This is a genomic window from Saccharothrix sp. BKS2, from assembly GCF_047689505.1.
In the GTDB taxonomy this organism is placed as follows: Bacteria; Actinomycetota; Actinomycetes; order Mycobacteriales; family Pseudonocardiaceae; genus Actinosynnema; species Actinosynnema lopnurensis.
In genome coordinates, this window is the sequence record NZ_JAUQOL010000004.1 from 344,056 (window position 1) to 359,022 (window position 14,967).

The 14,967-nt window shown below is 73.5% G+C and carries 13 protein-coding genes; 8 read left to right on the forward strand and 5 right to left on the reverse strand.

The window, feature by feature from the left end:
- Positions 1–5 precede the first annotated feature (5 nt).
- The 5 genes from purN to Q5530_RS10260 all read left to right on the forward strand — a co-directional run bounded on the left by purN (position 6) and on the right by Q5530_RS10260 (position 8,885).
- Positions 6–641 carry a phosphoribosylglycinamide formyltransferase gene (purN, locus tag Q5530_RS10240; RefSeq protein WP_415362085.1) on the forward strand — a complete coding sequence of 212 codons (636 nt, stop codon included), beginning with the start codon at positions 6–8 and terminating at the stop codon, positions 639–641.
- A complete protein-coding gene (purH, locus tag Q5530_RS10245) occupies positions 638–2,221 on the forward strand; it encodes a bifunctional phosphoribosylaminoimidazolecarboxamide formyltransferase/IMP cyclohydrolase (protein WP_380634884.1) in 1,584 nt (527 codons plus the stop codon). Before purN ends, purH begins: the two co-directional genes overlap by 4 nt.
- Positions 2,222–3,823: 1,602 nt before the next feature.
- Entirely contained in the window at positions 3,824–5,353 is a 1,530-nt protein-coding gene (locus Q5530_RS10250) for a DNA polymerase Y family protein (RefSeq protein ID WP_415361934.1), read from the forward strand.
- A complete protein-coding gene (locus tag Q5530_RS10255; protein ID WP_415361935.1) occupies positions 5,353–5,589 on the forward strand; it encodes a hypothetical protein in 237 nt (78 codons plus the stop codon). The genes Q5530_RS10250 and Q5530_RS10255 overlap by 1 nt, the downstream gene beginning before the upstream one ends.
- Positions 5,589–8,885 (forward strand): error-prone DNA polymerase, encoded by a 3,297-nt coding sequence (locus tag Q5530_RS10260; protein WP_415361936.1) that lies wholly within the window; start codon positions 5,589–5,591, stop codon positions 8,883–8,885. The genes Q5530_RS10255 and Q5530_RS10260 overlap by 1 nt, the downstream gene beginning before the upstream one ends.
- 357 nt (positions 8,886–9,242) lie before the next feature.
- On the opposite strand, the gene Q5530_RS10265 is transcribed toward Q5530_RS10260, so the two are convergent.
- Entirely contained in the window at positions 9,243–9,809 is a 567-nt protein-coding gene (locus Q5530_RS10265; protein WP_380634876.1) for a dihydrofolate reductase family protein, read from the reverse strand.
- Positions 9,810–9,912: 103 nt separating this feature from the next.
- Between Q5530_RS10265 and Q5530_RS10270 the strand changes: the two genes are divergently transcribed.
- The gene (locus tag Q5530_RS10270; RefSeq protein WP_415361937.1) at positions 9,913–10,482 is read left to right on the forward strand and encodes a TetR/AcrR family transcriptional regulator; all 570 of its coding nucleotides are present in this window, start codon (positions 9,913–9,915) and stop codon (positions 10,480–10,482) included.
- 228 nt (positions 10,483–10,710) lie between these two features.
- On the opposite strand, the gene Q5530_RS10275 is transcribed toward Q5530_RS10270, so the two are convergent.
- From Q5530_RS10275 to Q5530_RS10290, 4 genes are read right to left on the reverse strand one after another with little or no spacing between them, the layout of a single operon-like run.
- Entirely contained in the window at positions 10,711–11,004 is a 294-nt protein-coding gene (locus Q5530_RS10275; protein ID WP_380634983.1) for a DUF3017 domain-containing protein, read from the reverse strand.
- 30 nt (positions 11,005–11,034) lie between these two features.
- Positions 11,035–11,898 (reverse strand): bifunctional methylenetetrahydrofolate dehydrogenase/methenyltetrahydrofolate cyclohydrolase, encoded by an 864-nt coding sequence (locus tag Q5530_RS10280; RefSeq protein WP_415361938.1) that lies wholly within the window; start codon positions 11,896–11,898, stop codon positions 11,035–11,037.
- A gap of 16 nt (positions 11,899–11,914) precedes the next feature.
- On the reverse strand, positions 11,915–12,844 hold the full coding sequence (locus Q5530_RS10285; protein ID WP_415361939.1) for a DMT family transporter: 930 nt from the start codon (positions 12,842–12,844) through the stop codon (positions 11,915–11,917).
- The gene (locus Q5530_RS10290) at positions 12,837–14,045 is read right to left on the reverse strand and encodes an MFS transporter (protein ID WP_415361940.1); all 1,209 of its coding nucleotides are present in this window, start codon (positions 14,043–14,045) and stop codon (positions 12,837–12,839) included. The genes Q5530_RS10285 and Q5530_RS10290 overlap by 8 nt, the downstream gene beginning before the upstream one ends.
- Positions 14,046–14,153: 108 nt before the next feature.
- Between Q5530_RS10290 and Q5530_RS10295 the strand changes: the two genes are divergently transcribed.
- Together Q5530_RS10295 and Q5530_RS10300 are read left to right on the forward strand one after the other, a co-directional pair.
- Entirely contained in the window at positions 14,154–14,657 is a 504-nt protein-coding gene (locus tag Q5530_RS10295; protein WP_415361941.1) for a YbaB/EbfC family nucleoid-associated protein, read from the forward strand.
- A complete protein-coding gene (locus Q5530_RS10300; RefSeq protein ID WP_415361942.1) occupies positions 14,654–14,965 on the forward strand; it encodes a WXG100 family type VII secretion target in 312 nt (103 codons plus the stop codon). Before Q5530_RS10295 ends, Q5530_RS10300 begins: the two co-directional genes overlap by 4 nt.
- Positions 14,966–14,967: the final 2 nt, after the last annotated feature.

The following is a 14,967-nucleotide window of genomic DNA, read 5'->3' on the forward strand; positions in this document are numbered from 1 at the left end:
GCAAGCTGAGCGCCGCGACCACACTCCGGCTTCCCGTCCCCGCCAGGGTCGTCGTCCTCGTCTCCGGTTCCGGCACCCTCTTGCAGGCGCTGCTGGACGCGGCGGCCGACCCCGGATACCCGGTCGAGGTGGTCGCCGTCGGCGCGGACCGCGACGGCATCGCCGGCCTGGACCGCGCCGGGCGCGCGGGCGTCCCGGCCTTCTCGGTGAAGCTGCGCGACCACGCCGACCGCGCCGCCTGGGACGTCGCGCTGGCCGACGCCGTCGAGGCGCACCGGCCCGACCTGGTCGTGTCGGCCGGGTTCATGAAGATCCTCGGGACGGCCTTCCTGGCCCGCTTCGGCGGCCGGATGGTCAACACCCATCCCGCGCTGCTGCCCGCCTTCCCCGGCGCGCACGGCGTCCGCGACGCCCTGGACTACGGCGTGAAGGTGACCGGCGCGACCGTGCACCTGGTGGACGGTGGCGTGGACACCGGGCCGATCCTGGCCCAGGAGGCGGTGGTCGTCACCAATGACGACGACGTCGAAAGCCTGCACGAGCGCATCAAGGTGGTGGAGCGGCGGCTGCTCGTCGACGTGGTCGCCCGCCTGGCCCGCGAGGGCTGCACCGTGGACGGACGAAAGGTGAGCATGCCGTGACCACTCCTGCCGAGAGGCGACCGGTTCGTCGGGCCCTGATCGGGGTGTCCGACAAGTCGGGGCTGCTGGAACTGGCCACCGGCCTGCACGCGGCCGGGGTCGAGATCGTCTCCACCGGCGGCACGGCGCGCGCGATCGCCGACGCGGGCATCCCGGTGAGGTCGGTGGAGAGCGTGACCGGGTTCCCCGAGATGCTCGACGGCCGGGTCAAGACGCTGCACCCGGGTGTGCACGCGGGCCTGCTCGCCGACACCCGGCGCGAAGCGCACCTGGAAACCCTGCGTGAGCACGACATCGCGCCGTTCGACCTGCTCGTGGTGAACCTCTACCCGTTCGCTCAGACCGTCGCCTCCGGCGCGTCACCGGACGAGTGCGTGGAGCAGATCGACATCGGCGGGCCCGCCATGGTCCGCTCCTCCGCGAAGAACCACGCGAGCGTGGCGGTCGTGGTCGACCCGACCCGGTACGAGTGGGTGCTGGAGCAGGTCCGGGAGGGCGGCTTCACGCTCCCCGACCGGCAGCGGCTGGCCGTGGACGCGTTCCGGCACACCGCCTCCTACGACGTGGCCGTGGCCTCGTACCTGGGCAGCGTCGTGGCGCCGGACGACGGGGGTTCCGGCTTCCCCGGCTGGGTCGGCGCGACGTGGCAGCGCAAGCAGGTGCTGCGCTACGGCGAGAACCCGCACCAGCGCGCGGCGCTCTACACCGGCGTCGACGGGCGCTCCGGCCTGGCCACCGCCGAGCAGCTGCACGGCAAGGAGATGTCCTACAACAACTTCGTCGACGCGGACGCCGCGTGGCGGGCGGCGTGGGACCACGAGCTGCCGTGCGTGGCGATCATCAAGCACGCCAACCCGTGCGGCATCGCGGTGTCCGACCTGGACGGCGCGGCCGCGGTCGCCGAGGCGCACCGCAAGGCCCACGCGTGCGACCCGGTGAGCGCGTTCGGCGGCGTGATCGCGGCCAACCGCGAGGTCACCGTGGAGATGGCCGAGCAGGTCGCGGAGATCTTCACCGAGGTGATCATCGCCCCGGCCTACGCCGACGGCGCGGTGGACGTGCTGACCCGCAAGAAGAACATCCGCATCCTGGTCGCGCCGGAGCCGGTGCGGGGCGGGACGGAGATGCGCGCGGTGTCCGGCGGGCTGCTGGTGCAGACCGTCGACACCATCACTGCCGAGGGCGACGACCCGGCCAAGTGGACGCTGGCGTGCGGCGCGCCGCTGGACGAGCAGGGCCTGGCCGACCTGGCGTTCGCCTGGCGGTCGTGCCGCGCGGTGAAGTCCAACGCGATCCTGCTGGCGTCCGGCGGCGCCACGGTCGGTGTCGGCATGGGCCAGGTCAACCGCGTCGACGCCGCCCGGTTGGCGGTCGCCCGAGCGGGTGACCGGGTCCAGGGCGCGGTCGGCGCGTCCGACGCGTTCTTCCCGTTCCCGGACGGCCTGGAGGTGCTGCTGGAGGCCGGCGTGCGAGCCGTCGTGCAGCCCGGTGGTTCCGTCCGCGACGCCGAGGTCATCGCGGCGGCCGAGGCGGCCGGCGTGACGGTGTACCTGACCGGTACGCGGCACTTCGCGCACTGAGGGTTTTGGCGTCGGCGGTTCCGCGCTGCTGGTTCCGCGCCGGCGGTTTCGCCGCTTTCCGTTGGGGGGCTCCCGATCCGGGTGCCCCCCAACGGCGTTTCCGCGCCACGGCGCCCGCAGCAGGCCACGCTTGCCCTTGCCCTTGCCCCACGAGGGTTCCTCGACAGGTCGGGGCGTCCCACCGCCCCCAGCAGCGCTCCCCCCTCCCCCTCCCCCTCTCCCTCCTTCCCCTCCCCGGGCTGAATTCGCGCTGTTCCCTTGGTGTTGCGGGTGGTCCTGCGGCCGATGCGCGAGAAAGTGCCCCAACCACTCGTTCGTGGGCATTGACACCAGGCGGTCGCCCCGCGATATGATCACCACGTCGTTCGAACACATGTTCGACAGACAGGTCGCCGGACTTCCCACGGCGGTCCGCGCACAGGGGTGCGCGCGGATCAGTGGGAGGAGAGGCGGGTGTCCAGGTCGGCAACGGCGATGCTGTCCGCGCTCGGGGTAGGCGCGGCGAGCGAGCTGACCGCGGCACCGGCCCGAGCTCTGCCAGTTCGCGGGGAACTGGCAGAGCTCCTCCCGTGGGGCGGCCTGCGGCGTGGCAGCACGGTGTCGGTGCGAGAGTCGACATCGTTGCTGTTCACGCTGGTGGCCGCGGCGACAGCAGAAGGGTGCTGGGCGGCCGTGGTCGGCCTGCCGGGGTGCGGGGTACTCGCGGCGGCCGAGTTGGGGGTGGCTGTCCACCGACTCGCTCTGGTCCCTCGCCCTGGCAGGGACCGGAGCGAGGTCGAGAAGACGGTGGCCGCCCTGCTGGACGGCTTCGACCTGGTCTCGGTGGCCACCCCGGTCACCGACGCCACGGCCCGCAAGCTCTCGGCGAGAGCCAGGCACCGCAAGGCGGTCCTGCTGCCGTTCGCCACCCCGTGGCCGGGTGCGGACGTGGAGCTGAGCGCCTCCCCGGACCCGTGGACGGGCCTGTCCCAAGGCCACGGCGTGCTGACCAGCCGAACCGCCACCGTGCGCACAACAGGCCGAGGCGCAGCCGCAAAACCAAGACAAACCCGCCTACTCCTCTCCGGCGCGACCTCCTCCGCCCCAACGCTCTTCACCCCAACGCTCCCCGCCCCGGTCGGCTCCGCCTCAACCCCTTCCGCTCCGGTCAGCTCCGTCTTGGCCGCCTCCAGCCCGGCCGATTCCGCCTCGCCTGGCTCCAGCCCGGCCGACTCCGGCACGCCCAGCTCCAACATGTCTGGCTCCGGCGCACCTTGCCTTGACACACCTGGCTTCCGGACACCCGGCTCGATCGCACCTGGCTCCCGCGTACCTGGCTCCGGCGTGACCGACCCCGGCGCAGCCGGCGGCACGACCACCCGACCCCGTTTAGCCCTGACACCAACCCGCCGCCCGGTCTTCAGCTCCGCCCTCGCCGCCGCCGCAACCTCTCCTGATCCACTCCCGTCGGTTCTGGCCCTGTCCGCCGCCTGACCCCTCCCTCTCCTCCTCTCCCGCCTTCCTCTCCTCCTCCCTTCATCCGTTCCTCCTCTCCATTCCTCCGGATCAACCGTCAGGGGTGAACCGCTGTACACGCTCGCCGTCTGGTGTCCTGATTGGCCGGTGGTGGCTGCTTCCGCCGAAGCCGCCCTGCTGCCGCACGTGCCCGCCGCTGTTGTGCGGTCGGGTGAGGTTGTCGCCTGTTCCGCGGTTGCGCGGGCCGCTGGGGTGCGGCGGGGGTGGCGCACGCGCGCGGCGCAGGGGCGGTGTCCCGAGCTGGTCGTCTTCGACCACGACGAGGCGCGTGACGCCCGCTTCTTCGAACCCGTCGCGGAGGCGGTGGAGGAGTTGGCGCCCGGTATCGAGGTGGTGCGGCCGGGGCTGGTGGTCGTCGGGGCGCGGGGGCCCGTTGGTCACCACGGCTCCGCGGAGCGGGCGGCTGAGTGCGTTGTCGACCACGTGGCGGTGCGTGCCGGGGTCGAGGCGCAGGTCGGGTTCGCCGACGGGTTGTTCGCGGCGACCCTCGCGGCGCACCGCGGGGTGGTCGTCCCGCCCGGTGGGAGCCGGGAGTTCCTCGCCCCGCTCGGCGTCCAGGAACTGGACCAGCCCGCCGAGCACCGCGAGGACCGGGCGGAACTGGTGGACCTGCTGCGCCGGCTCGGGCTGCGCACGCTCGGCGCGTTCGCCTCCGTGCCCGAACGCGATGTCGCCAACCGCTTCGGTCGTCGGGCCGTGCCGGCGCACCGGTTGGCCGCCGGGCTGGTGGAGCGGCCTCCGTCGCGGCGTTGGCCGCCGCCCGAGTTGTCGGTGGGCTGTGAGCTCGATCCGCCCGTCGACCGGGTCGATACGGCGGCTTTCGCGGCCAGGGGGCTCGCCGAGAGCCTGCACACCCGGTTGGCCGACCGTGGTTTGGCCTGCACGCGCCTCGGTGTCCGGGCGACCACCGAGGACGGCGAGGAGCTGCGCCGGGTGTGGCGCTGCGCCGATCCGCTCACCCCGCACGGCATCGCGGACCGGGTCCGCTGGCAGCTCGACGGCTGGCTGACCCGCAACCGGTTCGCCTCCGGTGTCCGGCTGCTCCAGCTGGACCCGGAGGAGGTCGTCGACGCCACCGCCCTGCAACCCGGCCTGTGGCCGGGCGCGGGACGTGACCAGGGTGAGGCGGCGGAGCGGGCGGCGCGCGCGATGGTGCACGTCCAGGGCCTGCTCGGGCCCGGTGCCGTGCTCACGCCGGTGCTCGGCGGTGGGCGCGGGCCGGGTGAGCGGGTGCGGTTGGTCCCCTGGGGTGACGAGCGCACGCCCGCGTCCGACCCGGACCAGCCGTGGCCGGGGCGGCTGCCCGCGCCGTCGCCGGCGACGGTGTTCGCCGAGCCCGAGCCGGTGGCGCTGCTGGACTCCTCGGGCGCGGACGTCGTGGTCACCGGCTACGCCGAGCTGGTGGTCCAGCCCCACCGGATCGTGCACGCCGGGCGGGCGCGGCAGGTGGTGGCGTGGTCGGGGCCGTGGCCGGTGGACGAGCGCTGGTGGGACGAGGCGACCGCGTTGCGCGCGGCCCGGCTCCAGGTGCTCGGCGCCGCGCCGGACGGTGAAGAACTGGCTTTCCTGCTGATCCGCACGGGCGGGAAGTGGGCGGTGGAAGGGGTGTACGACTGATGAGCGCTGACTTTCCCGAGCCGGATGGCCGGGTGGACCCGGGGCTGGCGGACTGGCTGGCGGGTTTCGACGTGCCCGAGCAGCGCGGCGGACCGGCGTACCCGGCGAACTTCGGCTGGACGCCGCCGCGCGTGCCGCTGCGCCCGGTCCCGTCGCCCAGGTCCGGGCGGCCGTCGGCCGGGCCGGTGTTCCCGCTGGTCCCCCTGCCCCGGCGGGCACCGGACGACCTGGTCTGATGGGGTGGAACAACCCGCCGGTCCGGTGGTCGGAGCTGGAACGCGCGTTGTCCGGCGAACCCCGACCACCGGACGGCGGTGACAGCCCCGCGTGGACGCGGCGGCGTGGGCGCTACGAGGCGCCGCCCGACTTCGCGGTCAAGGTCGACGAGCTGGGCGCGACCCGTTCGCGCGTGCCCTACGTCGAGCTGCACTGCCACTCCAACTTCAGCTTCCTCGACGGCGCGAGCCACCCGGAGGAGCTGGTGGAGGTGGCGCACCAGCTCGACCTCGACGGCCTGGCCCTGACCGACCACGACGGCGTGTACGGGGTGGTGCGCTTCGCCGAGGCCGCGGCCGAGCTGGGCGTGCGCACGGTGTTCGGCACCGAGCTGGGCCTCGGGCTGTCCGCGCCGCGCAGCGGGCAGCCCGACCCGGAGGGCGAGCACCTGCTGCTCCTGGCCGCCGACCAGGACGGCTACCACGCGCTGTGCCGCACGATCACCACCGGCCAGCTCGCGGACGGCGCCGAGAAGGGCCGGCCGGTCTACGCGCCGGAGCAGGTCGTCGCCGACACCCGCGACCACTGCGTCGTGCTCACCGGCTGCCGCAAGGGCGTGGTGCGCCGGGCGTTGGCGCGGGAAGGGCCGGAGGCGGCGTTCGCGCGGCTGCGCGACCTGGTCGACCGGTACGGCGCGGACCGGGTGTTCGTCGAGCTGACCGACCACGGCTACCCCGAGGACGGCCCGCGCAACGACCTGCTGTGGGCGATGGCCCATGATCTCGGGCTGCCGACCGTGGCCACCAACGCCGTCCACTACGCCGTGCCCGCGCGCGGCCGGTTGGCCGCGACGGTGGCGGCCGTGCGGGCGCGGCGCAGCCTGGACGAGCTGGCCGGCCGCCTGCCTCCCGGCCGCACCGCGTGCCTGCGGTCGGGGGAGGAGATGGCCCGCCGGTTCGCCCGGTTCCCCGGCGCGGTGCACCGCGCGGCCGTGCTCGGCCTCCAGTGCCAGTTCGACCTGCGGCTCATCGCCCCGCGTCTGCCGCCGTTCGACGTGCCGGCCGGTCACGACGAGAACAGCTACCTGCGCGAGCTGACCTACGCGGGCGCCGCCCGCCGCTACCGGTCGATCGGCGAGAACCCCCGCGCGTACCGGCAGGTCGAGCACGAGCTGAGGATCATCGAGGAGCTGGGCTTCCCCGGTTACTTCCTCGTCGTGCACGACATCGTCGACTTCTGCCGCCGCAACGGCATCCTCTGCCAGGGCCGGGGCTCGGCCGCGAACTCCGCCGTCTGCTACGCGCTGGGCATCACCAACGTCGACGCCGTCCGCTTCGACCTCCTCTTCGAGCGCTTCCTGGCCCCCGCCCGCGACGGACCGCCCGACATCGACCTCGACATCGAGTCGGACCGCCGCGAGGAGGCCATCCAGTACGTCTACCGCAGGTACGGCCGCCGGCACGCCGCCCAGGTCGCGAACGTCATCACCTACCGGGGTCGGTCGGCGATCCGCGACGTGGCGCGGGCACTCGGCCACTCGGCCGGCCGACAGGACGCGTGGAGCAGGAAGATCGACCGGCGGGGCCCGCTCCGGTCCACAGTGGAGGAAGGCGGCATCCCGCCCCCGGTGCTGGAGCTGGCCGCGCAGCTGGAGGGCTTCCCGCGCCACCTGGGCATCCACTCCGGCGGCATGGTCATCTGCGACCGGCCGGTCAGCGAGGTGTGCCCGGTCGAGCGGGGCAGGAAGGCCGACCGCACGGTGTTGCAGTGGGACAAGGACGATTGCGCCTCCATCGGGTTGGTGAAGTTCGACCTGCTCGGCCTCGGGATGCTGTCAGCCCTGCACCACGCCATCGACCTGGTGCGCGAGCACGAGGGCGTGGAGGTGGACATCGCCGCCCTGGACCTGCGGGACGAACGCGTCTACGAGATGCTGCGGCGCGCCGACTCCGTCGGCGTGTTCCAGGTGGAGAGCCGCGCCCAGATGGCCACCCTGCCCCGCCTGAAGCCCAGGGAGTTCTACGACCTGGTGGTGGAGGTCGCCCTGATCCGCCCCGGCCCCATCCAGGGCGGGTCGGTGCACCCCTACATCCGCCGCCGCAACGGGCAGGAGCAGTGGGACTACGACCACCCGCTGCTGGAGGGCGCGCTCAAGAAGACCCTCGGCGTGCCGCTGTTCCAGGAACAGCTGATGCAGATCGCCGTCGACGTGGCCGACTTCAGCCCAGCCGAGGCCGACGAACTGCGGCGCGCCATGGGCGCCAAGCGCTCCACGTACCGCATGGAACGCCTCCGCGAGCGCTTCTACCGGGGTGCCGGGGCCAACGGCGTCGGCGCGGAGTCGGCCGAGAGGATCTACGCGAAGCTGTTGGCGTTCGCCAACTTCGGCTTCCCGGAGAGCCACGCGCTCAGCTTCGCGCACCTCGTGTTCGTCAGCTCCTGGTTCAAGCTCCACCACCCGGCCGCCTTCTGCGCGGCCCTGCTCCGTGCTCAGCCCATGGGCTTCTACTCCCCTCAATCACTGGTCGCCGACGCCCGCCGCCACGGCGTGCGGGTGCTCGGCCCCGACGTCAACGCGAGCCTCCCGCACGCCACCCTCGAACCGGTGGACGGCGAGCAGGTGGTGCGCCTCGGCCTCGCCGGTATCCGGACCGTCGGCCGCAGGGCCGCCGAAGCCGTTGTCGCGGAACGGGGCGCGGTCCCGTTCCAGGACATGGCGGACTTCGGCGCCCGCGTCCACCTGGCCACCGCCCAGGTCGAGGCCCTGGCCACCGCGGGCGCGTTCGGGTGCTTCGGCCTGGACCGGCGAGCGGCCCTGTGGGCGGCGGGAGCCGTGGCGAAGATCCGCCCCGGCCGACTGCCCGGCACCGAGGTCGGCACCGAGGCCCCGCCCCTGCCCGGCATGGACGAGGTGGAACTGGCCATCGCCGACGTCTGGGCGATGGGCCTGTCCCCGGACAGCTTCCCGACCGAGTTCGTGCGCGACCACCTGACCGGGCTCGGCGCCCTGACCACCGCCGACCTGGCCGAGGTGCCGAACGGCACCAGGGTGCTGATCGGCGGCGCCGTGACGCACCGCCAGCGTCCGGGCACCGCGGGCGGTGTCACGTTCCTCAACATCGAGGACGAGACCGGCATGGTCAACGTCGTGTGCACGCCGGGCCTGTGGGCCCGCTACCGCCGCGTCGCCCGGACAAGCCCCGCGCTGCTCGTCCGGGGTGTGGTGGAGTCGGCGGAAGGTGTTATCAGCATTCGCGCCGAACGCTTGCAGCAACTGGATTTGCGCATTCCCTCCCGTTCTCGTGACTTTCGGTGATTGGGGCCAGGGGCCGTGGGCCAGGGGGCGTGGTGGCCGGTCGCCGGTGATCGGTGGTTGGTGGTCGTGGTTGGTGGATAGGGACTGGCGGCTGGCGGCCGACGATGGTGGTCGGTAGCGGATGGCTGGTGGTTGGCCGCTGATGGTTTGTGACCGGCGGACAGGGTCGAGGGCTGAAGGTTGGTGGCGGCTGGGAGTTGGGCTGGGCCGGAGCCTGGCGTTGGCTGGGAGGCTGCCGGGGCGTGGGCCGGAGCGGTTGTCGTTTGGGCTGGTTGGAGGGCGGCGTGGCGGGTGCGTGCGGTCACGGGGGCCCGGGAAGCCCGTGAGGCGCTCGTCGGGCCGGGGTGAGTGACCGGGTCAGGCGGCCTCCTCCCTGGTGTACGTGGTGAACACGACGCCTGTGTCGAAGGTCCTCGTCGATGCCCTGGTGAAGCGGGCGGTGGGGAACTCTCCGGCGAACAGCGGGATGCCCTTGCCCAGCACGATCGGGTGGGTTTTCAGCACCAGTTCGTCGATCTCCGGCAGCAGGGTGGCGGCCAGCCTGCCGCCGCCGCACAGCCAGATGCCCAGGCCCGACTCCGACTTCAGCTCGCGGACCTTCGCCAGGGGATCCGCCACCACCTCTACGTCGGGCGGGGTCGAGACGAGTCTGCTCGACGCCACGTACTGCCTCAGGTGGGGGTATGGGCTCGGTAGACCCCCTGGCACCTGGTAGGTGGCGCGGCCCATCAGGACCGTGTCGAAGTTCTTGTTGGGCGCGTCGATGCCCAGTGCCTCCCGGCCTTGGGCGGGCAGCGTGTCGGGGTACTCCTCGAAGAGCGCGGTCATGTGGTCGCCCTCGAACAGGAAGTCGTCGAAGCCGCCGGTCGGGTCGGCGATGAAGCCGTCGAGCGAGGTGGCGACGAAGTAGGTCAGGTTTCGCATGGTGTCCTTCTCCTTCGGTCTTCTTCGGCCAGGTGGCGGAACCACTCTGGTCGTAGTGCTCCGAATGTAGTACTTTGGGTGCAGTGGTTGTCAAGGGAGGATCATGTCGAGTAACCCGACCAGGCGAACGGCGCTGGTCAACGCGGCCATCGAGGTGTTGGCGCGCGAGGGCGCGAGGGGACTGACGTTCCGGGCGGTGGACGTCGAGGCGGGCGTCCCCAACGGCACCGCGTCGAACTACTTCGCCAACCGCGACGACCTGCTGCGGCAGGTCGGCGAGCACATCCACGTCCGGCTGACCCCGAACGCGGTCAAGCTGGCCGAGACCATGGCGGCACCGCCGGACAAGAGCCTGGTGGTCCGCCTGCTCCAGGAGTTGCTGGGGCGGCTCCAGGTCGACCGGACCGGTTACCTGGCGCTGCTGGAGCTGAGGTTGGAGGCGACCAGGCGCCCGGAGCTCCAGGCCGCGCTGACCAGGACGATCAGCGCGAACCTGGAGCGGGACGTCCAGTTCCACCTGGACGCGGGTCTGCCCGGGGACCGGACCACGGTGGTGTCGCTGTACCTGGCGATGACCGGCCTGATGGTGGAGCACCTGACCCTGCCGGAGGTGCTCCCGGAGGAGCAGTTGGCGGAGTTGATCACCGCGCTGGTCGATCGCACCGGCGAGTGACGGCGCTGGCGCTGGTGCCGGGCGCGGGCGCAGGACGCTGGTGCTGGGCGCGGGTGCTGGGCGTGGGCACCGAGCACGGGTTCAGGGTGCTGGTCCCGGGTGTGGTTACCGGGTGTAGGCGCCGAGCGCGGGTGCTGTGCACCGGTGCCGGGCGCGGGTACGGGTGCCGGGTGTGGGTGCGGGACCTGGCGGGACGTCGGTCGTCGGTGAGCCGGGGGAGGGGTGCGGTCAGCGGTCCAGTGGTCCGCCGATGATCGTCATCGCCACCGCGATGACCGCGAAGCCCAGCCCGGAGTACAGCAGCGCGTCCACGCTGCGCCCCCGGATGGCGATCAGACCGGCCTGCTCGTCGGTCACCAGCACCCGCAGCAGCGCGGCGACCAGCAGCGCGACGCCGATCAGCACCGCGCCCTGCCGCCAGTGGTACTGCACGATGCGCAGGAACCCCAACCCGGCCACACCCAGCACCAGGGCGAACGGCAGGTGCCTACCCGCCGCCGACCGCCAGCGCTGCTCCGGCAACAGCTCCACCGCTCCCGCCCCGCTTCCGCCCTAGTCCCCGGCCGTCGCGAGGTCGCGCTCGGCCGCCTCGACCGTGTTGGTCAGCAGCATCGCGATGGTCATGGGGCCCGCGCCACCCGGGATCGGCGCGAGGAACCCGGCCACCTCCGCCACGTCCGGGTGAACATCGCCCACCAGGCCGGCGTCGGTGCGGGTGATGCCGACGTCCACCACGGCCGCGCCCGGCTTGACCATTTCCGCGGTGATCAGGCCCGGACTGCCCGCGCCCGCGACCACGACGTCCGCCCGCCGCACCTCGGCGGCCAGGTCCTTCGTGCCGGTGTGGCACAGCGTCACGGTGGCGTTCTCGGACCGGCGGGTCAGCAGCAGTCCGATCGGCCGGCCGACCGTCACGCCGCGACCGACCACGGTCACGTTCGCGCCCGCCAGCGGCACGTCGTAGCGGCGCAGCAGCTCCACCACGCCGCGCGGCGTGGCCGGCAGCGGCGCCTCGTCGCCGAGCACGAGCTTGCCCAGGTTGACCGGGTGCAGGCCGTCGCCGTCCTTGCGCGGGTCGATGCGCCCCAGGACCGCGTTCGCGTCCAGGTGCTTCGGCAGCGGCAGCTGCACGATGTACGCGGTGCACGCCGGGTCGGCGTTGAGCTCGTCGATGACCTGTTCGAGCTGTTCCTGCGTCGTGTCCGCGGGCAGGTCGCGGCGGATCGAGGTGATGCCGACCCGCTCGCACGCCTTGTGCTTGCCGCGCACGTACGAGTGCGAGCCGGGGTCGTCGCCGACCAGCACGGTGGCCAGCCCGACCGACACGCCGCGCTCGCCCAGCGCGGCGACCCGCGCGCGCAGGTCCTCGAAGATCGCGTCCCTGGTGGCCCTGCCGTTGAGGATCGTCGCAGTCACGTGCCTCATCCTCTCATCACCGCCGGCCGGGCAGCGCGGCGACCACCACCGCCAGCAGCGTCAACACCGTGCCGACCACGGTCCAGGTCGACAGCCGCTCGCCCGCGGCCGGGGCGACCACGTCCACCACCAGCGCGCCGACGAGCTGACCCGCCACCTGGCACAGCCCGACCAGCAGCACCCCCAGCCACCGCACCGCCAGCACGGCCGAGGCGATGGTGAAGATGCCCAGCGCGCCGCCCGCGTAGAACCAGGGCTCGCTGGGCGCGGCGTCGGGCAGGCCGCGCACCGCGACGTCCACCGCGCACACCACCAGCAGCACCGCGGTGCCGGTGCCGAAGTTGACCATCGTGGTCACCCGCGTGCTGCCCGCCGCCTCGCGGACCAGCCCGTTCACCGCGCTCTGCCAGCCCAGGCCGATCCCGGCCACCGCGGGCAGCAGGGCCAGCCACAGCGCCGCCGGGTCGCCGAACTCGTCCGCCACCGCCACCGCGACCGCCACCACGGCCAACCCGGCGCCCAGCACGCGCGGCACCGTCAGCGGCACCCGCCCGGCCGGGCCCAGCCCCGCCCGGTCAACCAGGAGGCTGCTCACCGCCTGGGCGGCGACCGCGGCCACGGTGAACACGGCCACGCCCAGCGCCGCGACCGCCAACCCCTGCGTGGACACGAAGAACGCCCCGGCCGCCCCGCCGACGCACTGCCACCAGCGGATGCGCCCGCCGCGCAGCGCGTCCCGCAGCCGGGCCAGCCCGGCGCGCCCGGCGGCCGTCGTCGGCACGGTCAGCAGCAACAGCGCCAACCCGCCGCCGAACGACACCAGCGCGGCCAGGAAACCGTCCCCGAACACGTGCCCCAGCTCGCCGTTCAACCGGCCCTGCACGGCCAGGAACGCCCCGCCGACGAACGCGAGCAGCGCGCCCACCAGCCGAACCCGCTCACCCAACCGGAACAGCCCCCCGTTCCCGCACCCGGCTCGCCAGCACCGCGGCCAGCAGCGCCGCGGCGGCGCTCGCGCCCGCCGCCGCGGCCGGTCCGGAGTGGTCGAGCAGCGTCCCCGCCACCGGCAGCGCCAGCGCCGAGCCCGCGGTGGTGAACGTGGTCATCCAACCGAACGCCTCGGTCTTGCGCTCGTCCGGCGCGAGGTCGCTGATCCGCTCGTTGCCCGCCGCGATGGCCGGCGCGATCGCCATCCCGCCGATACCCAGGACCAGGCCGATCACCCACACCGACGACGGCTCCAGCACCGGCGGCAGCACGAGCACCAGGGGCGCCACGCCCAGCGCCAGCAGCAGCACCCGCCGCGCGTACCGGACCCGCCCGCTCAGCCCGCCCGCGATCAGCCCACCGGCCACCGACCCGACGCCCCACACCGCGGCGAGCACCCCGGCCAGGCCCGGCGAGCCCTGGTCCCGGGCCCAGGCGATGATCACCAGGTCGATCGCCACCAGCGACGCGACCATGCACAACGCGCTGGCCAGCGCCAGCACCAGCGGGGTGTTCGCGAGCAGCGTCCGACCGCTCCGCCCCGCCTGCCGCGCCACCGGCTCGTCCAGGCCCGCCCGGCGCACCGCCGCGCCGAACCCGAGCGCGCCGAGCACCGCGAACGCGCCGCACAGCCACAGCGCCGCCCGCGGGTTCCACACCGCCACCACGACCGCGGCCACCGACGGCCCCACGATGTACATGACCTCCTGCATGGACGCCTCGACGGTGAACACCGCCTGCCGCGCGCTGCCGGTGGCCAGGCGCGGGAAGGCCGCCCGGGTCATCGCCGTCACCGGCGGGTTGAACAGGCCGGTCAGGAACGCCACCGCCGCGGCCGCGGGCCACGCCGAGCCGGGCAGCACCGCGGGCAGCAGCCCGAGCAGCGCGATGCCCACGCCGTAGCCGGAGGCCGTGACGAGCAGCAGGCGGCCCGCCGGGCTTCGGTCTGCCGTACGTCCGCGCAGCGGCCCCGCGACGCCGACGCCGAGCGTCATCGCGCCGCCGACCACCCCCGCCAGCGTGTACGAACCGGTCCACCCGGCTATCAGGAAGGACACCGCCAGCGGCGTCGCGGTGAGGTGGAGCCGACCCACCAGCGACCACAGCAGCAGCCACGGCAGGTGCGGGACCCCGGCGAGTTCTCGGTACGGACGCAACACGGTGACACACTCTGCCCCCTCGCACCGACAACACGGACGGAATATCCGTGGAACCCGCAGGGCTCCGTTAGCGTCTGCACCTCTGCACGCGCACACGAGGGGACAGCTGTGACCGATCCGACCGGGCGACGAGCTGAGCTGGAGGCGCGCAACGCCGCCATGCGCGAGCAGGTGGACTCCCTCCTGGGCGAGTTGCGCAAGAAGACCTCCGAGCTGCGCGAGACGCAGGAGCGGGCCATGGCCATCACCGCGACCGCGGTGTCCCAGGACGGCTCGGTGCGCGCCACGGTCGACTCGGCGGGCGCGCTGACCGAGCTGGAGTTCTCGCCCTCCGCGTTCGACCGCACCACCCCCGCCCGGCTGTCCCGGCTCGCGACCGAGACCGTGCGGCAGGCCGTCGCCAAGGCGCGGACCGAGCTGAACGAGGTGCTGGCCCCCGCGCAGGCGGGCCCCAGCATCGACCTGTCCGAGATGCTGCCCGGCGTGCCGTCGCTCTCGGACCTCATCCCCAAGCCGCCCGTCGTGCCGCAGACCCCGGAGCCGCCACGCCGCTCCGCGCCTGCCCCCGACGAGGACGACGGCAACAGCGTCATGGACAGGAGTGGCTGGTGAGCGGGTACGACGTCGACGTCCCCGGGCTGCGGCGCGGGGCCGCCCAGTTCGGTGGGGCGGGTGATGCGCTGAACGACGTGCTCAGGGCGCTGGACTCGGCGCTGCGGGCCGAGGGGCAGTGCTGGGGCGGTGACGAGTCCGGGCAGGCGTTCGCGCAGAAGTACGTGCCCAACTCGCAGGCGACGCTGGAGGCGTTCGGGGCGCTCGCGCAGGCCCTGGGCGACATCGGCACCGGCGTGGGGCAGTCCGCCGACGCTTACGAGGGTTCCGACCGGGGCAACGCGTCCGGGATCACCCGGGTCTACTGAGG

Bases quoted from the DNA above. Each gene is read 5' to 3' on its own strand.
- Q5530_RS10265 (WP_380634876.1), bottom strand. From the start codon at position 9,809: ATGCGAAACCTGACCTACTTCGTCGCCACCTCGCTCGACGGCTTCATC.
- Q5530_RS10255 (WP_415361935.1), top strand. From the start codon at position 5,353: ATGAGCGCTGACTTTCCCGAGCCGGATGGCCGGGTGGACCCGGGGCTG.
- Q5530_RS10270 (WP_415361937.1), top strand. From the start codon at position 9,913: ATGTCGAGTAACCCGACCAGGCGAACGGCGCTGGTCAACGCGGCCATC.
- Q5530_RS10260 (WP_415361936.1), top strand. From the start codon at position 5,589: ATGGGGTGGAACAACCCGCCGGTCCGGTGGTCGGAGCTGGAACGCGCG.